A 22,869-nucleotide genomic window follows, 5' to 3' on the forward strand; every position below is an offset into this window, starting at 1 on the left:
TATTGAGCGACATCCCATTAATCACCCATTTCGGGGAGGAAAGGGAACTAAAGCGACGTCAGGTGACTAACTGCACCTTCCTCTCGATACGGTCACTGGCATGTCTACCGACACGGTTTCCGTCACGGGGTGGGGCCGCACCGCTCCCACCGTCGCCCGCCTGGTGCGCCCCCGTTCGTACGAGGAGGCCGTGGCGGCCGTCCGGGAGTGCGGGGCCCGCGGAGGCATCGCGCGGGGCCTGGGACGGGCGTACGGGGACGCGGCGCAGAACGCGGGCGGGGCCGTGTTCGACATGACGGGCCTGGACCGCGTCCACGCGATCGACGCGGAGGGCGGGACCGTGCTGTGCGGCGCCGGTGTCTCGCTGCACCGCCTCATGGAAGTGCTGCTGCCGCTGGGCTGGTTCGTACCGGTGACCCCGGGGACCCGCTACGTGACGGTCGGCGGGGCGATCGGCGCGGACATCCACGGCAAGAACCACCATGTGTCCGGCTCGTTCGCCCGGCACGTCCTGTCCTTCGAGCTGCTGACCGCCGACGGCGAGATCCGCATGGTGGACCGGGGAACACCCCTGTTCGACGCCACGGCGGGCGGGATGGGCCTGACCGGCGTCATCCTGACGGCCACCGTCCGGCTGCAGCCCGTCGAGACGTCGTTGATGTCCGTCGACACGGAACGCGCCGTCGACCTCGACGACCTGATGGCCCGCCTCACGGCCACCGACCACCGCTACCGCTACTCGGTCGCCTGGATCGACCTGCTGGCCCGCGGCGCGTCCATGGGCCGCTCGGTGCTGACCCGCGGCGACCACGCCCCCCTGGAGGCGCTGGCCGGCCGCGCACGCGCGCGCAGGGCCCCGTTGGAGTTCCGTCCCGGGCGCCTTCCCGCCGCGCCCTCCTTCGTCCCCGAGGGCCTGCTCGGCCGCACCACGGTCGGCCTCTTCAACGAGCTCTGGTACCGCAAGGCACCCCGCGCGCGGGTGGGCGAACTCCAGCGGATGTCCGCCTTCTTCCACCCCCTCGACGGCGTGCCGCACTGGAACCGCGTCTACGGGCGCGGCGGTTTCGTGCAGTACCAGTTCGCCGTCGGGTACGGGCAGGAGGAGACCCTGCGCCGGATCGTGCACCGCATCTCGCAGCGCCGCTGCCCGTCCTTCCTCGCCGTCCTGAAGCGGTTCGGCGAGGGTGACCCGGGCTGGCTGTCCTTCCCGATGCCCGGCTGGACCCTCGCCCTGGACATCCCCGCGAACCTGCCGGGGCTCGGCGGCTTCCTCGACGAGCTGGACGAGGAGGTCGCCGCGGCCGACGGGCGGGTCTACCTCGCCAAGGACTCCCGGCTGCGGCCCGAGCTGCTCGCGGCGATGTATCCGCGGCTCGGCGAGTTCCGGGCGCTGCGCGCGGAGCTGGACCCGCGGTCCCTCTTCACCTCCGACCTGTCCCGGCGCCTCGGGCTCTGACCCCGGCCATCCGCCCTGTCGGCCCTCTCCCCATAGGAGTTCGGTTCCATGAAGGACGCCTTCGGCATCCCCCAGTCCCTGCTCGTCCTCGGCGGCACGTCCGAGATCGGGCTCGCCACCGCACGGCGGCTGATCACCCGCCGCACGCGCACGGTGTGGCTCGCCGGCCGCCCCTCGCCCGGCCTGGAGTCGGCCGCCGCCGGACTGCGCGAACTCGGCGCGGACGTCCGTACCGTCGACTTCGACGCGCTCGACCCCGACGCCCACGAGGCCGCACTCGGCAAGGTCTTCGCCGAGGGCGACATCGACATGGTCCTGCTCGCGTTCGGCGTCCTCGGCGACCAGTCGCACGACGAGAACGAGCCCGGCTCCGCGGTACGGGTCGCGCAGACCAACTACACGGGCGCCGTCTCTTCGGGGCTGGTGTGCGCGCGGGCGCTCCAGACACAGGGCCACGGCTCCCTGGTGGTGCTCTCCTCGGTGGCGGGCGAGCGGGCCCGCCGCGCCAACTTCATCTACGGGTCCAGCAAGGCGGGCCTCGACGCGTTCGCCCAGGGCCTGGGGGACGCGCTGTACGGCACGGGCGTCCACGTGATGGTCGTACGCCCCGGCTTCGTCCGCTCCAAGATGACGGAGGGCCTGGAGGAGGCGCCGCTCGCGACGACCCCCGAGGCGGTCGCCACGGCCATCGAGACGGGCCTGCGCCGCCGCTCCGAGACGGTGTGGGTGCCGGGCGCGCTACGGGTGGTCATGTCGGCCCTGCGACACGTCCCGCGGGGGGTGTTCCGCCGCCTGCCGCTGTAGTCGTGCGGGCCCCAGGGGGCGGGGCTGTGCCCTTGAGGGGCGCGGGGAAGCGCGCGGACGACCACGTCACGCCCGCGGGCGTCCTACCTGTCGAGCGACAGGATGACGGTCCTGCTCGTCGGATCACCGCTCCCGCCGACCTGGACGTGGCCCACGCCCAGAACCTGGTCGGTCCCCGGCACGGCCACCACGGCGGTCAGCGACAACGACTGCCGGGAGTCCGCCCGGACCCCACCCCCGTCGGGCAGCCGGGGCCGCCCGATCTTCGTACAGGCCCCGTCGCCGGTGACGTACCGGCTGTCGTCCAGGAGGAGCCCGCCGGTGCCGTCCCGGGCCACGGGGACGCGGCCGGCGCAGTCGCCCTTCGCGTCGGCCACCTTGCTCCACCGGGAGCCGTCCCAGCGCAGCCGTACCACCCCTTCCTCCGGGTCTTCCTCCAACCCCTCGCCGCCGTTGAAGCTGTGCGCACCGTACGCACGGACGTCGTCGGCGGCGAAGGCGAGGATCCGGGCGATTGAGGCGCTCGGCTCGGCGGGCACCGGGTCCGGGAAGCGGTATTCGGGCATGTCGGCCTGCCGCCAGGCCCTGCCGTCCCAGTGCACGGCGGCCGGCTGCTGCATCTCGTGGCCGTCGGTGCCGTCACCGGTGCTGCGGTGTCCGGCCGCCCACAGGTCGTCGGGGGCGACGCCGTCGAGGGACGTGGCGGTCACGGTGCCGGGCAGCGTCACGGCGGTCCACCGCGTGCCGTCCCAGTGCTGGAACCGGGACCCGGTGGCCAGGACCCAGAGGTCGTCGGCGGCGAAGGCTTTCACCTCGGTGATCCGGCCACCGCCCGGAACCGCCGGAAGAACGCTCCACCTCGCGCCGTCCCAGTGGGCGGTCCGCGACGAGGTCGTGTCCTTCACCGAGGCCGTCAGCAGGAACCCGCCGGAGCCCAGGCCGTCGAGGCGCGCCTGGTGGATGCTGTCGCCGAGCACCTCGGGCATCGGCTGCCGCTGCCACCGCGTGCCGTCGCGGTGGAGCAGGAATCCGTCACTGTCCGGCTGCTCGGTGGAGGACGGGTCGGCCCTGTCCGTGACCGTGCCGACCGCCCAGACGTCGTCGGCGCCGTTCGCCATCACGTCCGACAGGCTGCCCTCGTCGAGGATCTCGTCGTACGCCCAGCTGAACCCGGACGTCCCGGCGGCCGGTGCCGAGGACGGCTTCGCCCCGCCGTCGCCGCCGTCGTCGATACCGCATCCGGTCAGCGCGAGGCCGAGAACGGCAAGCCCCGTCATGATCCTGCGCATGATCCCCCAGCCGCTGGTCCGGCGTGTCTTCGCGACCGCCCGGTCGGTCCCGTGTGTCGCCGTGACCGGTGCGGTCAGCAGGCCGGGAGCGGGCCTCGTGCCACGTGGGCCGCCTGGGGCGGTACGACCGCGCCCCCGAAGACGTAGTCGCGCAGCCTGCGCCACACGCCGTCGGGCCCCTGCTCGTAGAGCGCGAAGCCGGTGCACGGCCAGTGCGCCTCGTACTCCGCGAGTTCCTCGAAGGCGCGGTCCATCGCCTCGTCGTCGATGCCGTGCGCCACCGTCACATGGGGGTGGTACGGGAACTGCAGCTCGCGCGCCACGGGCCCGGAGGCGTCCCGGACCTGCTTCTGCAGCCAGGTGCAGGCCTCGGCGCCCTCGACCACCTGCACGAACACGACCGGGGACAGCGGACGGAAGGTTCCCGTCCCGTGCAGCCGCATCGAGAAGGGGCGGCCGGCGGCCGCGACCTCGACGAGATGCGCCTCGATCGCGGGCAGGTCCGACCGCTCGACGCCGGTCGGCGGCAGCAGTGTGACGTGGGTGGGAATGCCGGACGCCGCGGGGTCACCGAAGCCCGCGCGCCGCTCCTGGAGCAGGCTGCCGTGTGGCTCCGGGACCGCGATCGACACACCGATCGTTACGGTCCCCACGTCGTCTCCTGTCGTTGTGTCTGTGTTCTGTTCTGCCGTCTTGGCGTTCTGGTGGGGCAGGGGCTGCTGCCGGTTCGGCTATCGACTGTACGACGGTGCGGGCCCGTAGCGGATGCCGTGCCGGTGTTGTCCTGATCTCGTCCCGACCGCCGTACGGGCTCCCGCAACGGCGGCCGGTGTCCGGCGATCAGTGCTTGGCGGGCAGGAAACCCACCTTGTCGTACGTCTGGGAAAGCGTCTCCGCGGCGACCGCGCGGGCCTTCTCCGCGCCCTTGGCCAGGATCGAGTCGAGCGTCTCCGGGTCGTCCAGATACTGCTGGGTGCGCTCCCGGAAGGGCGTCACGAAGTCGACCATGACCTCCGCCAGGTCCGTCTTCAGCGCACCGTAGCCCTTACCGACGTACTTCTGCTCAAGTTCGGCGATACCGGTGCCCGTGAGGGTGGAGTAGATGCCCAGCAGGTTGCTGACGCCCGGCTTCTCCACGGGGTCGAACCTGATCACCGTGTCCGTGTCGGTGACCGCGCTCCTGACCTTCTTCGCGGTGGCCTTCGGCTCGTCGAGGAGGTTGATGAGGCCCTTCGGCGTCGACGCCGACTTGCTCATCTTGATCGACGGGTCCTGAAGATCGAAGATCTTCGCCGTCTCCTTGAGGATGTACGGCTTCGGCACCGTGAACGTCTGACCGAAACGGCCGTTGAACCGCTCGGCGAGGTCACGGGTCAGCTCGATGTGCTGGCGCTGGTCCTCGCCGACGGGAACCTCGTTGGCCTGGTACAGCAGGATGTCCGCGACCTGCAGGATCGGGTACGTGAAGAGACCGACCGAGGCGCGGTCGGCGCCCTGCTTGGCGGACTTGTCCTTGAACTGGGTCATGCGGGCGGCCTCGCCGAAGCCGGTGAGGCAGTTCATGACCCACGCGAGCTGGGCGTGCTCGGGGACATGGCTCTGGACGAAGAGTGTGCAGCGCTCGGGATCGAGCCCGGCGGCCAGCAGCTGGGCGGCGGCGAGCCGGGTGTTCGCGCGCAGGTCCGCGGGGTCCTGCGGAAGGGTGATCGCATGCAGGTCCACGACCATGTAGAAGGCGTCGTGGGACTCCTGCAGGGCCACCCACTGGCGGACGGCGCCGAGGTAGTTGCCGAGGTGGAACGAGCCTGCGGTGGGCTGGATTCCAGAAAGCACACGGGGACGATCAGAGGCCATGCTCACCATTCTCTCAGGTGCCGGGGCCCACTCCGGAACTGGTCGGAAACAGGTGGGAACCGATCCGTCTCCGGCGGTGTAACAAGAGATCGTGCCGCCGCGACCGGGGCGTGCCCGTACGGCCGCGGCCGGAGCGGGCCCGTACGAACACCGCGCTCGGTTCGGGCCAACGGCCGCCCTCCGTCGTCGCCGATGAGACGAGGAACACAGTCGGCACCCTGCGGATACGCCGCGCGGCGGCCCGGCATGGGCCGGGGCCGCCGCGGGAGTCACGACAGGAGCTGAGCGAGTTGCGAGACGGCCGGGGCCGGAACGCCCGGGGCCGGGACGGGCGGGATCTCAGCCGAGGTCGATCTCCGGGTACAGCGGGAAGCCGGTCAGGAGGTCGGTCGCGCGGTGGGAGATCTCGTCCGCGATCTTCGGGTCGAGGACGTGCTGCGCCTTGGAGGGGGCGCCCTTCTTGGTGGTGCCCGGTTCCGTGGTGGTGAGGACGCGGTCGATCAGGCCCGCGATCTCGTCCATCTCGGTGGCACCGAGACCCCGGGTGGTCAGCGCGGGCGTGCCGATCCGGATGCCCGAGGTGTACCAGGCGCCGTTGGGGTCGGCGGGGATCGCGTTGCGGTTGGTGACGATGCCCGAGTCGAGCAGGGCCGACTCGGCCTGGCGGCCGGTGAGGCCGTAGGAGGAGGCGACGTCGATGAGGTTGAGGTGGTTGTCCGTGCCGCCGGTGACCAGCGTGGCGCCGCGCCGCATCAGGCCCTCGGCGAGGGCGCGGGCGTTGTCGACGACGGCCTGGGCGTAGTCGCGGAACTCGGGGCGGCGTGCCTCGGCGAGTGCGACCGCCTTGGCGGCCATGACGTGCGGAAGGGGGCCGCCGAGGACCATCGGGCAGCCGCGGTCGACCTGGTCGGCGAGCGACGAGTCGCACAGGACCATGCCGCCGCGCGGGCCGCGCAGCGACTTGTGGGTGGTCGTGGTGACGATCTGGGCGTGCGGCACCGGGTCGAAGTCCCCGGTGAGGACCTTGCCGGCGACGAGGCCGGCGAAGTGGGCCATGTCGACCATGAGCGTGGCGCCGACCTCGTCGGCGATCTCCCGCATGATCCGGAAGTTCACGAGACGGGGGTACGCGGAGTAGCCGGCGACGATGATCATCGGCTTGAACTCGCGGGCCGAGACACGCAGGGCCTCGTAGTCGATGAGGCCGGTCGTGGGGTCGGTGCCGTAGGAGCGCTGGTCGAACATCTTGCCGGAGATGTTCGGGCGGAAGCCGTGGGTGAGGTGGCCGCCGGCGTCCAGGGACATGCCGAGCATGCGCTGGTTGCCGAAGGCCTGGCGCAGCTCGGCCCAGTCGGCCTCGGAGAGGTCGTTGACGTTGCGGACGCCGGCCTTCTCCAGGGCGGGGGCCTCGACGCGCTGGGCGAGGACGGCCCAGAAGGCGACGAGGTTGGCGTCGATGCCGGAGTGCGGCTGGGCGTAGGCGTGCTCGGCGCCGAAGAGCTCGCGGGCGTGCTCGGCGGCGAGGGCCTCGACGGTGTCCACGTTGCGGCAGCCGGCGTAGAAGCGGCGGCCGATGGTGCCTTCCGCGTACTTGTCGCTGAACCAGTTGCCCATCGCGAGGAGGGTGGCCGGGGAGGCGTAGTTCTCGGAGGCGATCAGCTTGAGCATCTCGCGCTGGTCGGCGACCTCCTGCCCGATGGCGTCGGCGATCCGTGGTTCGACGGCACGGATCACTTCGAGGGCGCTGCGAAAGGCGGTGGATTCGGTGGAAAGGGGCTCTGGCATGACGGCCTCCGGACGTGGCGTTCGGCGTTCACGGTTCGGCCCAGGCGCACGGCACACAGTTCCCGGGCCGCTCCCCGATGGTCGATCCCATCCCAGCGCGCCAGTCACGGCCCGTGGATCAGCGTACCGGGAGCGCCCGGAGGAGGGGCTCCGCCGTCCACCATGCGAGCGACGGCAGAGCCCGGTCGTGACCGGGCCCTGCCGTGGGCCAGAACTCGTGGGCCAGAACTCGTGGGTCGGAGGATCGTGGGTCGGAGGTCGCGGGTCAGAGGATGACGTGCGGCAGGAAGCGCGCGTACTCGTCGGTGATCAGGCCGGACGACTCGCGGATGCCGAGGCCCGCCGACTCGTGTCCGACGACCCAGGCGCCGAGGACGACCCGGTTGCCGTCGAAGGACGGCAGGGGCGCCAGCTCCTGGTAGCAGCAGGCCTCTTCACGGACGACGGGACCGGCACCCGGCTCGTGGACCGTGACGCCGGCGCCCTCGCGGCCGAGAAGGGGCTTGGCCACGTACCCGCCGGTGGTGGCCAGTTCGCGTGGGCCGTCGAGGTAGGCCGGGAGGAGGTTCGGGTGGTCCGGGTACAGCTCCCAGAGGATCGCGAGGAGGGCCTTGTTGCTGAGCAGCATCTTCCAGGCGGGCTCGATCCACATCGTCGTACCGGTACCGCCGCCGTTGTCGAGGGTGGCGAGGACGTGCGGGGCGAAGCGGTCGGTGGTGAGCCACTCCCAGGGATAGAGCTTGAAGCAGCTGCGTATGAAGCGGAGTTGCTTGTCGACGAAGCGCCCGGAGAGGCGGTCCCAGCCGATCTCCTCCATCGCGATCCAGGCGGTGTCGAGGCCGGCCTGCTCCGCCGTCTCCTTCAGATACCCGACCGTCATGAGGTCCTCGCCGAGTTCGTCGGCGGCGGAGTGCGCGAAGTAGAGGGGGCTGCCCGGCGGGAGGAGAGCGGCCTGCTTCCGCCAGGCTTCGACGAGCCGTTCGTGGAGGGAGTTCCACTGGTCGGCGCCGGGGAAGCGTTCCTCCATCCAGAACCACTGGGGGCTCGCGGCCTCGACGAGCGAGGTGGGGGTGTCGGCGTTGTACTCCAGGAGCTTCGCCGGGCCCGTCCCGTCGTAGCGGAGGTCGAAACGGCCGTACAGGGACGGGAGTTCGGCGCGGCGGCGCCAGGCCTCGGTGACCGTCTCCGCCACCCGCGGGTCGGTGATCCCGAGGTCGGCGAGGCGGTCCTCGGCGACGATGTGCTCGGCCGCGGCCAGGCACATCGTGTGGAGTTCCTCGACGACCTCCTCCAGCGCCTCGACCTCGGGCAGGGAGAAGACGTAGTGGGCGGACTCGTCCCAGTACGGGCGCAGGGAGTCGTCCGGGTAGCGGGTGAGGGGGTAGATGAGGCCCTGGTCCTCGACGGTCTGCTGCCAGCCGGGGCGGGGTTCGATGGTGCGGCGTTCCACAGTCGCGCGTCCGTAGATCCGTGGGTACGTTCCGGTCAGCCGCCGCCGCTGCCCGAGTCCGAGCAGCCGAAGCCGTCCCGGTCGACGGCCTCGCTGCGGCTGAAGGTGCCGTCCTCGGCGCGGCCGGCGGTGACGTCGGCGTCGTAGTACCAGTCGGCGTCGTAGGCGTTACTCCCGCCGGTGCCGCCCGTCCCGCGCTTCTTGCCCGACGACGAGGAACCGGAGCCCGACGCGCAGTGCCTGTCGGCGACGATCTTGTAGCTGCCCGAGTAGTCGTAGCTGTCGCGGTCCACACAGCGGCGGTCGGGGTCGGACCCGCACGAGGTGAGGGCGGTCGCGAGGATGCCCATTCCACCCAGTACGACCGTGCTGGACCGTAGTCTTCTGCGCTGCTCCGCCATGTCTCTCCCCCGTCCGGCCCGTTCCGCGGGCCCGTATGTCTGACATGGTCAGCGTAAAGATCGCGTGGCCCGGTTGTACAAGCGGCTCCCCGAACTCTCCTTCCCCTACAGTCGCTTTGTGCTCTTTGGAATGCTGTGCGCCCTTGGTGCGTCGGTGTGCTTCGGGACCGCGACGGTGTTGCAGGCGATCGCCGCGCGGGCGGCCGGGCCGGGCGCGGAGTCCTCGGGCGCCGAATCCTCGGGTCCCTCCGGTGTGGACGCGGCCCTGTTTCTGCGGGCCGTGCGCGAGTGGCGGTATCTCGCCGGGCTCGCGCTCGACGGGGCCGGGTTCGTCCTGCAGATCGTGGCCCTGCGGTCGCTGCCGATCTACACGGTGGGGGCTGCGCTCGCCGCGAGTCTCGCGGTGACGGCGGTGGTGGCGGCCTGGCTCCTCGACGCGCGGCTGAGCAGGATCGAACGGGGCGCGGTCGCGGTGGTGTGCGCGGGGCTCGCCATGCTCGGGTTCACGTCCGGCGCGGAAGGCGACGAGACCGGTCCGACGGCGCTCGGGTACGCGATGCTGGGCACCGCCTTCGCCGTACTGCTCGTCGGGGCGCCGGCCGGGCGGCTGCCCGGGCGGGGGCGGGCGCTCGCCCTCGGGCTGGGCGCCGGGTTCGGGTTCGGCGTGGTGGAGGTGTCGGTCCGGCTCATCGACGACCTCAGTCCCTCGACGCTGTTCACCAACCCGGCGGCGTACGCGCTGCTGCTGGGCGGAGGCGCCGCGTTCCTCCTGCTCACCTCGGCGCTCCAGCGCGGTTCGGTGACGACGGCCACGGCGGGGCTGGTCGTCGGCGAGACCGTCGGGCCGGCCCTGGTGGGCGTGGTCTGGCTGGGCGACCGCACCCGCGAGGGCCTGGCCTGGGCGGCCGTGCTCGGCTTCGCCGTGGCGGTGGCGGGCGCGCTGGCGCTGGCGCGCTTCGGGGAGGCTCCGGCGGACGCCGCGAAGCCGGGGCCGAAGCCGGGGCCCGACCACCGCCCCACGGCCCCACCGGGCTAAGGAAGTGCCCCGCACAGTGCCTCCAGCGCTCCTGGCCAGCCGCTGTCCGAGGGGGTTCCGTAGCCGACGACCAGGGCGTCCACCGGAGGGGGCGCGGCGGCCGGGTGGCGGTAGCTGGTGAGGCCGTGGACGGCCAGGCCGTGCCAGGCAGCCGCGCGGACCACGGACTGCTCTGTGCCGGGCGGGAGCCGCAGCACCGCGTGGAAACCGGCCGCGATACCGGTGGCCGTGACCGACGGGGCGCGGGCCGCCAGGGCCTCGACGAGCTGGTCGCGGCGGCGCCGGTACCGGAGACGGGAGGCGCGCACATGACGGTCGTACGCGCCCGAGGTGATGAACTCGGCCAGTGTCAGCTGGTCCAGGACCCCGCACGACCAGTCCGCGCCGCCCTTCGCCGCCATGACCTCGGGTGCCAGGTCCGGCGGCAGGACCAGCCAGCCGAGGCGCAGGCCGGGGGCGAGGGACTTGCTGGCGGTGCCGAAGTACACCACGCGGTCCGGGTCGAGGCCCTGGAGCGCGCCCACGGGCTGCCGGTCGTAACGGAACTCCCCGTCGTAGTCGTCCTCCAGGATCAGCCCGCCCGTGCGTCGCGCCCAGTCGACGACGGCGGCGCGGCGGTCGGGGCGCAGCGGCACGCCCATCGGGAACTGGTGGGCGGGCGTCAGCAGCACTCCGCCCGGGGTGCCGCCCGCGTGAGCGTCACGGTCCGCCAAGTCGTCGGTCCGGGTGCCCAGTTCGTCGATCGGCAGCGGTACGGACCCCAGCCCAGCCCGTTCGATCAGGCCCCAGTGCACGTCGAGCCCGTACGACTCCACCGCGAGCGTCCGGGCGCCCCGCCGCCGCAGCACCTCCCCGAGCAGCATCAGCCCGTGGACGAAACCGGAGCAGATGAGGAGGTGTTCGGGGTCGGCGCGCACACCGCGGGCCCGGGCGAGGTAGCCCGCGAGGGCGGTGCGCAGTTCGACCCGGCCGCGCGGATCCCCGTATCCGAGGGCGTCGTTCGGTGCCGCGGTGAGGGCGCGGCGGGATGCCTTGAGCCACTCGGCGCGCGGGAAGGAGGCGAGGTCCGGGGTGCCGGGGACGAGGTCGTACGCGGGGCCCCGGGACGAGCGGGGCCGGCGCGCGGCCGAGGCCGGGACCGCCGGTACCGTCCGCTGCGCCACACGGGTGCCCGAGCCCTGGCGGGCGGTGAGCCAGCCCTCGGCGACGAGGTCGGCGTACGCGTCGGCGACCGTGTTGCGGGCGATGCCGAGGTCGGTGGCGAGGGACCGTGACGACGGCAGCCGGGTGCCCGGTGCGAGCCGCCCGCAGCGTACCGCCTCCCGCAGCGCGTCCGTGAGGCCTCTGCGCAGGCCGGAGCCGGTACGCGCCACGTCGACATGCAGATCCACTCCGAAAGTGGCCCATGATTCAGCCATGGAAATGGACCATACCCCTGGGCTGCTTCGCTCGTAGGGTCGACATCATGACGACGACGCAGACCCCCACCACGGCCACCGACACGACCACGACCACGACCACCGAGGAGGGCGCCGCGAAGGACGGCTCGTACGCCCCCGAGGAGGCTCCCCGGCTCCAGTGGGCCAAGTTCGCCCCCGAGGTCTACAAGGCCATGGTCGGGCTGGACGCGGCTGCCCGGCGGGGCGTCGACCCGGTGCTGCTGGAACTGGTGAAGATCCGCACCTCGCAGCTCAACCACTGCGCGTTCTGCCTCGACATGCACACGAAGGACGCGATCGCGGCGGGCGAGAGCGTGGAGCGGATCGTGCAGCTCAGCGCGTGGGAGGAGTCGCGGCACTTCTACACGGAGAAGGAACTGGCGGCGCTGGCGCTGACCGAGGCGGTGACGGTCCTGACGGACGGCTTCGTCCCGGACGAGGTGTTCGAGACCGCCGCCCGGCACTTCGACGAGACCGGACTGTCCCAGCTGATCGCGTCGATCACGGTGATCAACGCGTGGAACCGCTTCGGCGTGACCTGCCGCCTCACGCCGGGCCACTACACGGCAGGACAGTACAAGTGACAGCAGTGACGGATACGAAGGCCGCGGCTTTTCGTGCGTTGCACCACGGGCGCCCGCCCGGTGATCCGCTGGTCCTTCCCGGTCCGTGGGACGCCGCCAGTGCCCGTGTGTTCGTGGACGCCGGCTTCCCCGCCCTCGCCACGCCGAGTGCGGGGGTCGCGGCGTCGCTCGGGTACGAGGACGGGGCCACGCCCGCCGACGAGATGTTCGCGGCGGTCGCGCGGATCGTCCGGGCCGTCGAGGTGCCGGTGTCCGCGGACGTCGAGGACGGGTACGGGCTCGCTCCGAAGGAGCTGGTGGAGCGGCTGCTGGAGACGGGGGCGGTCGGGTGCAACCTGGAGGACTCCCGTGACGGTGTCCTCCAGGACCCCGTCCGGCATGCCGAGTGGCTGGCCGAGGTGCGGGGGGTCGCGGGCGACCGGCTCTTCGTCAACGCGCGCGTCGACACGTTTCTGCGGGGGGTCGCCGATCCGGGGGCGGCGGTCGAGCGGGCCTCGCTGTATGTCGCGGCCGGGGCCGACTGTGTGTATCCGATCGGTGCGCCGGCGGAGGCGCTGCCGCTGTTGCGGGCCGGTGTTGCGGGCCCGGTCAACGTGTCGGCGTCGCTTTCGGGGCTCTCCGCCCGGGAGTGGGGTGGGTTCGGGGCGACTCGGGTCACGTACGGGCCGGGGTTGCAGCGGGCTGCCACGGTTGCGCTGCGCGAGCTGGCGGGGACGCTGTGACCGGCTGCGGGCCGGCGGGGGCTGATTGCGCCGTTCCCCGCGCCCCTTGGGCGCGCCTTTGGGGGCGCGGGGAACGGCGCAATCTTTTAGGGGCGCGGGGAACGGCGCAGTCTTTTGGCTTTCAGGGGCGCGGGGAACTGCGCGGGCCCCCGCCGCGGCGCAGGCGGACAGGGCTCAGCTGGTGAGCCAGGGCCTCCACGTCCGCTCATGGCTTCGTACCCACTTCTTCGCCGCCTCCTCCGGAGACAGTTTCCGGTCCGCGATGAGGAGGGACACCTCGTTCTGGTCCTCGGTCGTCCACTTGAACTTCTTCAGGAACGCGGCGGCCCCGCCACGGGACTTCGCGAAGTCCGAGTTGAGGTACTTGCGAAGCGGCGTGTGCGGATACGCGCAGGCGACCGCCTCCGGATCGACGTCGCAGCCCTCCTTGTACGCGGGCAGCTTCACCTCCGTCATGGGCACCTTCTCGAAGAGCCACTGCGGCGCGTACCAGTACGTCAGAAACGGCTTCTTCTCCTTGGCGAACTGCCGCATCTGCGTGATCTGGGCCGCCTCCGAACCGGCGAACACCACCTGGTAGTCGAGGTCCAGGTTCTTCACCAGGGCCTTGTCGTTCGTGACGTACGAGGGCGAGCCGTCGAGCAACTGCCCCTTGCCGCCGCTCTCCGCGGTACGCAACCGGTCGGCGTACTTGTTCAGGTTCTTCCAGTTCGTCACGTCGGGGTGCTGCTTCGCGAAGTACGTCGGTACGAACCAGCCGATGTGCCCGGTGACCCCGAGGCCGCCGCCGTCCACGATCGTCTTCTTGTCCTCGACGTACCGCTGCTGCTGCTCGGGGTGTCCCCAGTCCTCCAGGATCGCGTCGACGCGGCCCTGGCTGAGCGCGTCCCACGCGGGGACCTCGTCGACCTGGACGGTGTCGACGCGATAGCCGAGTTCGTGCTCCAGCAGGTACTGCGCGACGGCCACGTTGGCCTGCGCGCCGACCCAGGACTGCACGGACAGGGTCACGGTCTTGGCGCCCTGCGCGTTGGCGAAGGGCGAGGCCTGCTCGGTCATGTCGGCGGCCCCGCAGCCGGTCAGCACCAGCAAGGAGCAGCCGACCGCGAGCACACCGGTCGTACGTGTACGCATATCAGGCTCCCGTCCTTGTACGGCGCTGCGTGGGTTGGGTGACCCGGTCGAGCATCAGGCCGAGGCAGACGATCGCCCCGCCGGCCACCAGACCCGTGGCCAGGTCGCCCTGGGCGAGGCCGAACACGACGTCGTAACCGAGCGCGCCACCGCCGACCAGGCCGCCGATGATGACGACGGCGAGGACGAGGACGACACCCTGGTTCACGGCGAGCAGCAGGGCGGGGCGGGCCAGCGGCAACTGGACCTGGCGCAGTTGCTGCCAGCCGGTCGCGCCCATGGAGCGCGAGGACTCCATGGCCGCCGGGTCCACGTTGCGCAGGCCCTGTGTGGTGATGCGGACGACGGCGGGCAGCGCGTAGACGACCGCGGCGGCGACCGCGGGGGCCCGGCCGACGCCGAAGAGCGCCACGACGGGGATCAGGTAGACGAACTGCGGCATGGTCTGGAAGACGTCCAGGACGGGGCGCAGGAGCCGTTCGCAGCGCTCGCTCCGGGCCGCCGCGACGGCGGTGCCGAAGCCGAGGACGAGGGTGACCGCGACCGCCGCGAGGACCTGCGAGAGCGTGTCGAGGGACGGCTGCCACACGCCGAGCACACCGATCGCGGCCATGGCGAGGACGGCGGTCAGGGCGGTGCGCCAGGTGCCGATCAGCCAGGCGAGCGCGGCGACGGTCAGCAGGACCGCCCACCAGGGCAGCCACTGCAGGCCGTCGCGCACCGGGTTCAGGACCCCGGTGGTGAAGTGGGCCGCCCAGTCGGCGGTGCCGCCCACGTAGGGGACGCCGGAGTAGAGGTGGTCGGTCATCCAGTCGACGGCGCGGTTCACCGGCTCGGCGATGTTCACGATCCAGCTCTCGGGCCAGTCGAGCCTTCCGGCCAGGCGCGCGGCGACCGCGACGGCCACGGCGGCCACGGCCGCGTAGACCCAGCCGCTCCAGCCGCTCCAGCGGGGGTCGGCCTTTTCATGCCCCTCCCCCGCCGCTCCCGTCACCCGGTCCAGGACGACCGCGAGCAGCACGATCGGGATGCCCGCGGAGAGCGCGGCGCCCACGTCGACCGAGGCGAGTGCCTGGTAGACGCGGTCACCGAGGCCGCCCGCGCCGATGACGGACGCGATGACGGCCATCGACAGGGCCATCATGATGCTCTGGTTGAGGCCGAGCAGGAGTTCCTTGCGGGCGAGCGGCAGCCGGGCCGTGAACAGCCGCTGCCGTGCGGTGGTGCCCAGGGACTCGACGGCCTCCATCACCCCGGCGTCCGCGCCGCGCAGGCCGAGCGCGGTCAGGCGGGCCATGGGCGGGGCCGCGTACACAACGGTGGCGAGGACCGCGGCCGGGACGCCGATGCCGAAGACGAGGACGACCGGCAGGAGGTACGCGAAGGCCGGGAGCACCTGCATGGTGTCGAGGACGGGGCGCAGCGCCCGGTACGTGCGGTCGGAGAGCCCGGCGGCGAGGCCGAGCAGCGCGCCGAGGGCGACGGACGCGAGGACCGCGACGGCCATGAGCGCGAGGGTCTGCATGGTGGGCACCCACATGCCGAGCAGGCCGCAGGTCAGGACCGCGGCGGCGGTGCCGAGCGCGAGCCGCACCCCGGCGACCCGCCAGGCGACCAGTGCCGCCGCGGCCGTGACGCCCGCCCAGCCCGCGGCGAGCAGGACGAGGTAGACGGCGCGCACGGCGAGGACCACCGCGTTCGAGACGTGCCCGAAGAAGTAGAGGAACAGCGGGTGGCTGTCGCGGTTGTCGATGATCCAGGTGCTGGCCCGGCCGAGGGGTTCGGTGAGGTCGACGGTGAGGGCGTGCGGCCAGCTGCCGCTCGCCCAGCGGGCGTCGGCCAGCGGCACGAGGACGGCCGCCGCGACGGCGAGAACGACGAGCTTGCCGGCGGCCCGGTTCCTGAGGAACCCGAGGAAGCCGGGCAGGACGGTCCGGGGAGCGGAGGCGGTGGCGGTGGCGGTGGCCATCAGGCCGCCCCCTCGGAGACCGTCGCGGAGGACCGGGCGTCCGTTCCCGCGACCACCTCCAGCAGCGCGTCCGAGTCCACGACTCCGAGACAGCGCCCCTGGTCCACCACGCGGGCCGTCTGCCCCGAGCGGGCGACCGCCTCGATGGCCTGCGAGACCGTGGTCTCGGGCGACAGCGCCGGACCCTCGCCGGCCTCCTGCGCCGACGCGGCCCGCATGGCTCTGCGCACCGTCATGACCTGCTCGCGCGGCACGTCCCGGACGAACTCGCGTACGTAGTCGTCGGCGGGCGAGCCCACGATCTCCTCGGGCGTGCCCAGCTGGACGATGCGGCCGTCGCGCATGAGGGCGATCCGGTCGCCGAGACGCAGCGCCTCGTTCAGGTCGTGGGTGATGAAGACCATCGTGCGGCCCTCCTCACCGTGCAGCCGGATCACTTCTTCCTGCATGTCGCGCCGGATCATCGGGTCGAGCGCGCTGAACGGCTCGTCGAACAGCAGGACCTCGGGATCCACCGCCAGCGCCCGCGCGAGTCCGACGCGCTGCTGCTGGCCGCCGGAGAGCTGGCCGGGCCGCCGCTGCTCCATGCCCTCCAGGCCGACCTTCGCGACCACTTCCCGCGCCTTCGCACGCCGCTCGCGCTTGGACATGCCCTGGACCTCGAGTCCGTACGCGACGTTGTCGAGCACGGAACGGTGCGGGAGCAGGCCGAAGTGCTGGAAGACCATCGCGGCACGGTGGCGGCGCAGTTCGCGCAGCCGCGCCCTGTCCATGGCGCGCACGTCCTCGCCGTCGATGACGATCGTGCCGGCGGTCGGCTCGATGAGCCGGGTCAGACAGCGTACGAGGGTGGACTTGCCCGAGCCGGACAGGCCCATGACGACGAAGACCTCGCCCTTGTGCACATCGAAGCTGACGTCCCGGACGGCGGCCGTGCAGCCGGTACGGGACCGGAGTTCGGCGGCGGAGAGGGCGGCGAGCTCGGGGTCGGCGGGGACCCGGTCGGCCTTGGGTCCGAAGACCTTCCACAGGCCGTCGACGGAGAAGACGGGTTCGGCGCCCCCGGCGCCCCTACCCTCACCCTCGGTGCCCCCGCGCTCGGCAGCGGTCTCCTGAACAGTGGTCGTCGTACTCATCACGCACCGCCTCCCAGCAGGTCCACGCACTTCTCGCCGACCATGAGCACCCCGATCATCGGGTTCACGGCGGGCATGGTCGGAAAGACGGACGCGTCGGCGATCCGGAGGCCTTCGAGGCCCCGGACGCGCAACTCGGGGTCCACGACGGCGAGTCGGTCGTCGGGCGCGCCCATCCGGCAGGTGCCCGCCGGGTGGTACACGGTGTGGGCGACCTTGCGCGCGTACTCGCTCAGCTCCTCGTCGCCGGTGACCTCGGGTCCGGGGCACACCTCGCGCTTGAGCCAGTGCGCGAGCGGCTCGGCCTTCGCGATCTCGCGGGCGATCCTGATGCCGTCGACGAGGGTGCGGCCGTCGTAGTCGTCCTCGTCCGTGAAGTAGCGGAAGTCGAGGGCGGGCTTCTCGGCCGGGTCGGCGCTCGTCAGGTAGAGCCGGCCGCGGCTGTGCGGCTTGGGGATGTTGGGGGTCATCGAGACGCCGTGCGCGGGGCGTTCGTAGCCGAGGCGCTCCGGATTGTCCGTGAACGGGATCTGGTAGAAGTGGAACATCAGGTCGGGGCCCGCGCGTTCGGGGTCCCGCCGCACGAACAGGCCCGCGTCGGAGTCCATCGCGGAGTTCTCGGGGATCGGCCCGTCCGTCTCCCAGACGATGACCGACTCGGGGTGGTCGAGCAGGTTCTCGCCGACGCCCGGCAGATCGTGGGCCACGGGTATGCCGAGCTTTTCGAGGTCCTCGCGCGGCCCGATGCCGGAGTGCAGCAGCAGCCGGGGCGAGTCGACGGCCCCGGCGCACAGCAGGACCTCGCTGCGGGCCCGTACGAGGAGTTCGTCGCCGTCCTTCGTCGTCACGTGGACCCCGCGGGCGCGGGTCCCGTCCAGCTCCAGCTTGTGCGCCCAGGTCTCCAGGTAGAGGTGGAGGTTGGGCCGCTCGTCCATGACGGGGTGCAGATACGCGACGGACGCGCTGGAGCGCTTGTTGGTCTCCGGGTGGTACGCGAGGTCGAAGAAGCCGACGCCGTCGGTGAACGGCTTCTTGTTGAACCCCTCCACACGCGGCACGCCGAGCGTCGCCTGCGCCGCGTCCACGAAGTCGCGGGCGATGGCGTTCCGGTCCTTCTCGTCGACCGGGACGATGTTGTTGCGCAGGCGCGGGAAGTACGCCTCCATGGGGGCCGAGCCCCAGCCCTCGGCGCCCGCGGCCTCCCACTCGTCCCAGTCGGACGGCAGGGGCTTGAACGCGATGAGGGTGTTGTGCGAGGAGCATCCGCCGAGGACCCGGGCGCGGCTGTGCCGGATGTGCGAGTTGCCGCGCGGCTGCTCGGTCGTCGGGTAGTCGTAGTCGAGTTCCCCGCCGAGGAGGCCCATCCAGCGGCGCAGGGTCAGGACGTCGTCGCGGCCGACGTCACTGGGGCCGCCCTCGATGACGGCGACGGTGACGTCGGGGTTCTCGGTGAGCCGGGAGGCGATGACGGATCCCGCGGTGCCGCCGCCGATGACGACGTAGTCGTACGTGTGCTCGTTCTCGTGTCCGTTTTCGTGCCCGTTCTCGGGCTCGTTCTCGGGCCTGTGCTGGTGCTCGTGGGCGTTTTCGGGCATGCGGAGGCGCTCCAGGGTGCCTTGTGCGGTGGGAAGTTGACGGGACCGGGGGCCGGGGGCGGGGTCGCGGGGTGTCAGCCGCGACCCGCCGGCCGGGCGGTGGCGGGCGTCAGCCCGCGAACCACCGGACCGGCTTCGGCGCGAGGTTCTGGTACACGTGCTTCGTCTCGCGGTACTCGGCGAGGCCCGCCGGACCCAGCTCGCGACCGACGCCGCTCTTGCCGAAGCCGCCCCACTCCGCCTGCGGGAGGTAGGGGTGGAAGTCGTTGATCCAGACGGTGCCGTGGCGCAGCCGGCCGGCCACCCGCCGGGCGCGTCCCGCGTCGGCGGTCCAGACGCCTCCCGCGAGCCCGTACTCCGTGTCGTTGGCGAGCGCGACGGCCTCGTCCTCGGTGCGGAAGGTCTCCACCGTCAGGACGGGCCCGAAGACCTCTTCCCGGACGACGCGCATCTCGCGGTGACACTGGTCGAGGACGGTCGGCTCGTAGAAGTAGCCGGTGGCGGGGCGCACGTCGGAGGGGTCGGGGCGGGCGCCGCCGGTCCGCAGCACCGCGCCCTCCGCGAGCGCGGAGGCCACGTAGTCCTCGGTCTTCTCACGCTGTTCGGCGGAGACGAGCGGGCCGCACTCGACGCCCTCCTCGGTGCCGCGGCCGAGCCGGATCAGCTCGGCCCGCCGCACCAGTTCGGCGACGAAGCGGTCGCGCACCGACTCCTCGATGATGAGCCGGGAGCCCGCCGAGCAGACCTGGCCGCTGTGGATGAACGCGGCGTTGAGTGCCTGGTCGACGGCGGTGTCGAAGCCTTCTTCGGTGGCGCAGGAGTCGGCGAAGACGACGTTGGGGTTCTTGCCGCCGAGTTCGAGGGCGACCTTCTTCACGGTGACGGCGGCGGCCTGCGCGACCTTCGTACCGCTGGCGAGGCCGCCGGTGAAGGAGACGAGGTCGACGTCCGGGTGCTCGGCGAGACGGGCGCCGACGCTGTGCCCGGGGCCGGTGACGAGGTTGGCCACTCCGGCGGGCAGCCCGGCCTCGACCAGCAGCCCGATCAGGGCGACGGTGGTCAGCGGGGTGATCTCGCTGGGCTTGATCACGAAGGTGTTCCCTGCCGCGAGGGCGGGGGCGACCTTCCAGCTGGCCTGCAGCAGCGGGTAGTTCCAGGGCGTGATCATCGCGCAGACGCCGAGGGGTTCGTGCACGACGACGCTGTGGATGTCGTCCGAGCCGGCGTCGACGACACGGCCGCCGCCCTCTCCGACGACGAGGTCGGCGAAGTACCGGAAGGCGTCGGCGACGCAGTCGATGTCGACCCGCCCCTCCTCCAGCGTCTTGCCCGCGTCCCGGCTCTCCAGGAGCCCGAGCGATTCGCGGTCGCGGACGAGGAGGTCGGCCACGCGGCGCAGGAGGGCGGCGCGCTCCGTGACGGGTGTCCGGGGCCACGCTCCGTGGTCGAAGGCACGCCGGGCGGCCTCGACGGCGGCGTCCGTGTCCGGCACCCCGCCCTCGGCGACCTCGGCGAACGGCTTCGCGTCCGCCGGGTCGATGATGTCCCGCGTGGCCCCCGAGGCGGCGGCACGCCACTCTCCGTCCACGTGAATCGTCTGCTGCGCCTGGTGTCCCGACATGATTCGGTGCTGCCTTCCGTTCCTGTTCCGTGCCCCTGTGTCACACGCATGTCACTCTCGGGGGCCGGGTGCACCTGCCCCTCTGCCCGGATGTCATGCGCACCCCGTCGCCGAAGTGCGCGGGGTCACTGACAAGCCCGCCGAAACGTGGACACTCCAGCCGGTCTTTGACTAAAGTCAAAGGTTATGGAGTCGGCATCAGCGTCAGTGTCCGCGTCTGTGGTGTCCGCGGCGCACGTGACCACCCTGCGTCGCTTCAACCGGTACTTCACGCGCCGGATCGGCGCGCTCGACGACCACTACCTCGGGCAGGACCGGCCGCTCGGCGAGGCCCGGCTGCTGTACGAGATCGGGACCGGCGCGTCCTTGAGGGAACTGCGCACCCGGCTCGGCCTCGACGCCGGATATCTGAGCCGGATGGTGCGCGCGCTGGAGAAGCAGGGGCTCGTGCGGGTCACCGTGCATCCGGCGGACAGCAGGCTGCGCCTGGCGGAGCCCACACCGGCCGGGCGGGCCGAGCTGGCGGAGCAGAACAGCCGGGCGGACGGCCTGGCCGAGGGGCTGCTGCGCGGGCTGGACGACACACAGCGGGAGCGGCTGACCGAGGCCGTCGCGGTCACCGAGCGGCTGCTGCGACTGGCCGCGATCACGGTCGGCACCGTCGACGCCACGTCGGCCGACGCACGCGCCTGTCTCGGAGGCTTCGCCGCCGAGCTCGACGAACGGTTCCCCGAGGGCTACGGGACGACCGACCTCGTACCGCCGGAGCGGATCGACGCCTTCCTCGTCGCGTACGAGGAGGAGCGTGCCGTCGGCTGCGGGGTGCTCTGCGCGCTCGACACGGACACGGCCGAGATCCGGCATCTGTGGGTGCGCCCGGACGCCCGCGGGTTGGGCCTGGGACGACGGCTGCTGACCGAACTGGAGCGCGGGGCCGCCGGACGCGGCCACCACGTCGTCCGCCTCGACACGCACAAGGTCCTCAAGGAGGCGGCGGCGATGTACCGGACCGCCGGATACACCGAGATCCCGGCGTACGACGACAATCCGCACGCCGGGTACTGGTTCGAGAAGCACCTGCCCCGCTGACCGGTCTGGCGGCCCACCGGCTCAGGAGGCTGAACGCACTGATCCCCGGGCGACTGCCCGGGGATCGGTGGAAGGACGAGCGGGGCCTAGATGAGGCCGAGGGCGCGAACCGCCTCGCGCTCCTCCGCCAGCTCCTGCACCGAGGCGTCGATGCGGGCGCGGGAGAACTCGTTGATGTCGAGGCCCTGGACGATCTCGTACGAGCCGTCCTTCGTGGTGACGGGGAAGGAGGAGATGAGGCCCTCCGCGACACCGTACGAACCGTCGGACGGGATGCCCATGGAGGTCCAGTTGCCGTCCGCCGTGCCGTTGACCCAGGTGTACACGTGGTCGATGGCGGCGTTCGCGGCCGAGGCGGCGGAGGAGGCGCCACGGGCCTCGATGATGGCCGCGCCGCGCTTGGCGACGGTCGGGATGAACTCCTCGGCCAGCCACTTCTCGTCGTTCACGGTCTCGGCGGCGTTCTTGCCGGCGATCGTGGCGTGGAAGATGTCGGGGTACTGGGTGGCGGAGTGGTTGCCCCAAATGGTGAGGCGCTGGATGTCCGCGACCGTCGAGCCGGTCTTCTTCGCGAGCTGCGTGAGCGCGCGGTTGTGGTCCAGACGCGTCATCGCGGTGAAGCGCTCCGCCGGTACGTCCGGGGCGGCGGCCTGGGCGATCAGGGCGTTGGTGTTGGCCGGGTTGCCGACGACGAGGATCTTGACGTCGTCCGCGGCGTTGTCGTTGATGGCCTTGCCCTGGGGCTTGAAGATGCCGCCGTTGGCCTCCAGGAGGTCACCGCGCTCCATGCCCTTGCTGCGGGGGCGGGCGCCGACGAGCAGACCGACGTTCGTGCCGTCGAAGGCCACGTTCGGGTCGTCGGTGATGTCGATGCCCTGAAGGAGCGGGAAGGCGCAGTCGTCGAGCTCCATGGCGGTGCCCTCGGCGGCCTTCAGCGCCGGCGTGATCTCCAGAAGACGCAGCTTGACCGGCACGTCCGCGCCGAGCAGCTGGCCGGAGGCGATGCGGAAGAGCAGGGCGTAACCGATCTGGCCGGCCGCGCCGGTGACGGTGACGTTCACGGGAGTGCGGGTCATGGCGTTCTCCGTAGGGCAGCTGACGGTGGGGCGTCCCTGCCCCGGGGTACTGAATCCGCTCCCGTCGCCACGATGATCGATCATCGCTGCCGATGATCGATCTCTCGGCGTCAAGAGAGATCCAGCGGTCAGGCTATCGCGCATCCGGGATCCCGGACGGCCGGGTCCGATGTGGCCCGTCCCACAGGGGCGATCGGGGAGCGCTGCCGGAGGACGCGGCCGGAGAGGGCGGCCGTCGATCCTGGAGAGTGGGCCGACGACCGCCGGGCCGGGGTGCCGGTCGGCGGGGAGGGCCGGCTGTCCGCCCTCCCGGCGAAAGGCCGGGATCCCGTGGGGGTACGCTCCGCCTGCCCCGAAGTACGCCGGGCATTCCTACCTACAGCGATCGAATGCTGACGTGCTGCGATCACGCGGCTGACGTGCGACGAC

Annotated in this window: 19 protein-coding genes and 1 riboswitch; of the genes, 6 read left to right on the forward strand and 13 right to left on the reverse strand. The window is 71.9% G+C overall.

The window, feature by feature from the left end; genetic code table 11:
- Positions 1-100: 100 nt before the first annotated feature.
- Complete coding sequence (locus OHS59_RS17945) at positions 101-1,456, forward strand: FAD-binding oxidoreductase (protein ID WP_328494413.1); 1,356 nt, start codon at positions 101-103, stop codon at positions 1,454-1,456.
- A 48-nt stretch (positions 1,457-1,504) separates the two neighbouring features.
- Complete coding sequence (locus OHS59_RS17950) at positions 1,505-2,260, forward strand: decaprenylphospho-beta-D-erythro-pentofuranosid-2-ulose 2-reductase (RefSeq protein ID WP_328494414.1); 756 nt, start codon at positions 1,505-1,507, stop codon at positions 2,258-2,260.
- A gap of 83 nt (positions 2,261-2,343) precedes the next feature.
- Here the strand turns inward: OHS59_RS17950 and OHS59_RS17955 are convergent, their stop codons facing one another.
- The 6 genes from OHS59_RS17955 to OHS59_RS17980 form a co-directional block, all read right to left on the reverse strand.
- Positions 2,344-3,537, reverse strand: coding sequence for a hypothetical protein (locus tag OHS59_RS17955; protein WP_328494415.1), 1,194 nt, complete (start codon positions 3,535-3,537; stop codon positions 2,344-2,346).
- 86 nt (positions 3,538-3,623) lie between these two features.
- The gene (locus OHS59_RS17960; RefSeq protein WP_328494416.1) at positions 3,624-4,202 is read right to left on the reverse strand and encodes a 2'-5' RNA ligase family protein; all 579 of its coding nucleotides are present in this window, start codon (positions 4,200-4,202) and stop codon (positions 3,624-3,626) included.
- Positions 4,203-4,389: 187 nt separating this feature from the next.
- Positions 4,390-5,403, reverse strand: a complete 1,014-nt coding sequence (gene trpS, locus OHS59_RS17965) for a tryptophan--tRNA ligase (protein ID WP_328494417.1) — start codon at positions 5,401-5,403, stop codon at positions 4,390-4,392.
- Positions 5,404-5,742: 339 nt separating this feature from the next.
- Positions 5,743-7,188, reverse strand: a complete 1,446-nt coding sequence (locus OHS59_RS17970; protein ID WP_328494418.1) for a glycine hydroxymethyltransferase — start codon at positions 7,186-7,188, stop codon at positions 5,743-5,745.
- Between the two features lie 31 nt (positions 7,189-7,219).
- Positions 7,220-7,306: riboswitch (ZMP/ZTP riboswitch) on the reverse strand.
- A 147-nt stretch (positions 7,307-7,453) separates the two neighbouring features.
- The gene (locus tag OHS59_RS17975) at positions 7,454-8,638 is read right to left on the reverse strand and encodes a glutathionylspermidine synthase family protein (protein ID WP_328494419.1); all 1,185 of its coding nucleotides are present in this window, start codon (positions 8,636-8,638) and stop codon (positions 7,454-7,456) included.
- A gap of 35 nt (positions 8,639-8,673) precedes the next feature.
- Positions 8,674-9,039 carry a hypothetical protein gene (locus tag OHS59_RS17980; RefSeq protein WP_328494420.1) on the reverse strand — a complete coding sequence of 122 codons (366 nt, stop codon included), beginning with the start codon at positions 9,037-9,039 and terminating at the stop codon, positions 8,674-8,676.
- Positions 9,040-9,169: 130 nt separating this feature from the next.
- On the opposite strand from OHS59_RS17980, the gene OHS59_RS17985 reads away from it, so the two are divergent.
- Positions 9,170-10,075, forward strand: a complete 906-nt coding sequence (locus tag OHS59_RS17985; protein WP_328499254.1) for a hypothetical protein — start codon at positions 9,170-9,172, stop codon at positions 10,073-10,075.
- Here the strand turns inward: OHS59_RS17985 and pdxR are convergent.
- Positions 10,072-11,493 carry a MocR-like pyridoxine biosynthesis transcription factor PdxR gene (gene pdxR / locus OHS59_RS17990; RefSeq protein WP_328494421.1) on the reverse strand — a complete coding sequence of 474 codons (1,422 nt, stop codon included), beginning with the start codon at positions 11,491-11,493 and terminating at the stop codon, positions 10,072-10,074. The genes OHS59_RS17985 and pdxR overlap by 4 nt on opposite strands.
- Positions 11,494-11,540: 47 nt before the next feature.
- Between pdxR and OHS59_RS17995 the strand changes: the two genes are divergently transcribed.
- Positions 11,541-12,098, forward strand: a complete 558-nt coding sequence (locus tag OHS59_RS17995; RefSeq protein WP_328494422.1) for a carboxymuconolactone decarboxylase family protein — start codon at positions 11,541-11,543, stop codon at positions 12,096-12,098.
- Positions 12,095-12,820: an isocitrate lyase/PEP mutase family protein gene (locus OHS59_RS18000; RefSeq protein WP_443061459.1), complete on the forward strand. Its 726-nt coding sequence runs from the start codon at positions 12,095-12,097 to the stop codon at positions 12,818-12,820. The genes OHS59_RS17995 and OHS59_RS18000 overlap by 4 nt, the downstream gene beginning before the upstream one ends.
- Before the next feature lie 174 nt (positions 12,821-12,994).
- Here the strand turns inward: OHS59_RS18000 and OHS59_RS18005 are convergent, their stop codons facing one another.
- The 5 genes from OHS59_RS18005 to OHS59_RS18025 all read right to left on the reverse strand — a co-directional run bounded on the left by OHS59_RS18005 (position 12,995) and on the right by OHS59_RS18025 (position 20,275).
- Positions 12,995-13,954, reverse strand: a complete 960-nt coding sequence (locus OHS59_RS18005; RefSeq protein WP_328494423.1) for an ABC transporter substrate-binding protein — start codon at positions 13,952-13,954, stop codon at positions 12,995-12,997.
- A gap of 1 nt (position 13,955) precedes the next feature.
- Entirely contained in the window at positions 13,956-15,923 is a 1,968-nt protein-coding gene (locus OHS59_RS18010) for an ABC transporter permease (protein ID WP_328494424.1), read from the reverse strand.
- Positions 15,923-17,059 carry a quaternary amine ABC transporter ATP-binding protein gene (locus OHS59_RS18015; RefSeq protein WP_328494425.1) on the reverse strand — a complete coding sequence of 379 codons (1,137 nt, stop codon included), beginning with the start codon at positions 17,057-17,059 and terminating at the stop codon, positions 15,923-15,925. The genes OHS59_RS18010 and OHS59_RS18015 overlap by 1 nt, the downstream gene beginning before the upstream one ends.
- Positions 17,059-18,654 carry a GMC family oxidoreductase gene (locus tag OHS59_RS18020; protein ID WP_328494426.1) on the reverse strand — a complete coding sequence of 532 codons (1,596 nt, stop codon included), beginning with the start codon at positions 18,652-18,654 and terminating at the stop codon, positions 17,059-17,061. Before OHS59_RS18020 ends, OHS59_RS18015 begins: the two co-directional genes overlap by 1 nt.
- 109 nt (positions 18,655-18,763) lie before the next feature.
- Positions 18,764-20,275, reverse strand: a complete 1,512-nt coding sequence (locus OHS59_RS18025) for an aldehyde dehydrogenase family protein (RefSeq protein ID WP_328494427.1) — start codon at positions 20,273-20,275, stop codon at positions 18,764-18,766.
- 237 nt (positions 20,276-20,512) lie between these two features.
- Here OHS59_RS18025 and OHS59_RS18030 point away from each other — a divergent pair, with 237 nt between their 5' ends.
- Positions 20,513-21,364: a GNAT family N-acetyltransferase gene (locus OHS59_RS18030; RefSeq protein ID WP_328494428.1), complete on the forward strand. Its 852-nt coding sequence runs from the start codon at positions 20,513-20,515 to the stop codon at positions 21,362-21,364.
- An 86-nt stretch (positions 21,365-21,450) separates the two neighbouring features.
- On the opposite strand, the gene OHS59_RS18035 is transcribed toward OHS59_RS18030, so the two are convergent.
- The gene (locus tag OHS59_RS18035; protein ID WP_328494429.1) at positions 21,451-22,440 is read right to left on the reverse strand and encodes a malate dehydrogenase; all 990 of its coding nucleotides are present in this window, start codon (positions 22,438-22,440) and stop codon (positions 21,451-21,453) included.
- Positions 22,441-22,869: the final 429 nt, after the last annotated feature.

Origin of the sequence: Streptomyces sp. NBC_00414 (genome assembly GCF_036038375.1) — a bacterium.
In the GTDB taxonomy this organism is placed as follows: Bacteria; Actinomycetota; Actinomycetes; order Streptomycetales; family Streptomycetaceae; genus Streptomyces.

Bases quoted from the DNA above. Each gene is read 5' to 3' on its own strand.
- OHS59_RS17970 (WP_328494418.1), bottom strand. From the start codon at position 7,188: ATGCCAGAGCCCCTTTCCACCGAATCCACCGCCTTTCGCAGCGCCCTC.
- trpS (WP_328494417.1), bottom strand. From the start codon at position 5,403: ATGGCCTCTGATCGTCCCCGTGTGCTTTCTGGAATCCAGCCCACCGCA.
- OHS59_RS18005 (WP_328494423.1), bottom strand. From the start codon at position 13,954: ATGCGTACACGTACGACCGGTGTGCTCGCGGTCGGCTGCTCCTTGCTG.
- OHS59_RS17955 (WP_328494415.1), bottom strand. From the start codon at position 3,537: ATGACGGGGCTTGCCGTTCTCGGCCTCGCGCTGACCGGATGCGGTATC.
- OHS59_RS17945 (WP_328494413.1), top strand. From the start codon at position 101: ATGTCTACCGACACGGTTTCCGTCACGGGGTGGGGCCGCACCGCTCCC.
- OHS59_RS17995 (WP_328494422.1), top strand. From the start codon at position 11,541: ATGACGACGACGCAGACCCCCACCACGGCCACCGACACGACCACGACC.
- OHS59_RS18035 (WP_328494429.1), bottom strand. From the start codon at position 22,440: ATGACCCGCACTCCCGTGAACGTCACCGTCACCGGCGCGGCCGGCCAG.
- OHS59_RS17980 (WP_328494420.1), bottom strand. From the start codon at position 9,039: ATGGCGGAGCAGCGCAGAAGACTACGGTCCAGCACGGTCGTACTGGGT.
- OHS59_RS18020 (WP_328494426.1), bottom strand. From the start codon at position 18,654: ATGCCCGAAAACGCCCACGAGCACCAGCACAGGCCCGAGAACGAGCCC.
- OHS59_RS18010 (WP_328494424.1), bottom strand. From the start codon at position 15,923: ATGGCCACCGCCACCGCCACCGCCTCCGCTCCCCGGACCGTCCTGCCC.
- pdxR (WP_328494421.1), bottom strand. From the start codon at position 11,493: ATGGCTGAATCATGGGCCACTTTCGGAGTGGATCTGCATGTCGACGTG.
- OHS59_RS18025 (WP_328494427.1), bottom strand. From the start codon at position 20,275: ATGTCGGGACACCAGGCGCAGCAGACGATTCACGTGGACGGAGAGTGG.
- OHS59_RS18015 (WP_328494425.1), bottom strand. From the start codon at position 17,059: ATGAGTACGACGACCACTGTTCAGGAGACCGCTGCCGAGCGCGGGGGC.
- OHS59_RS17985 (WP_328499254.1), top strand. From the start codon at position 9,170: ATGCTGTGCGCCCTTGGTGCGTCGGTGTGCTTCGGGACCGCGACGGTG.
- OHS59_RS17950 (WP_328494414.1), top strand. From the start codon at position 1,505: ATGAAGGACGCCTTCGGCATCCCCCAGTCCCTGCTCGTCCTCGGCGGC.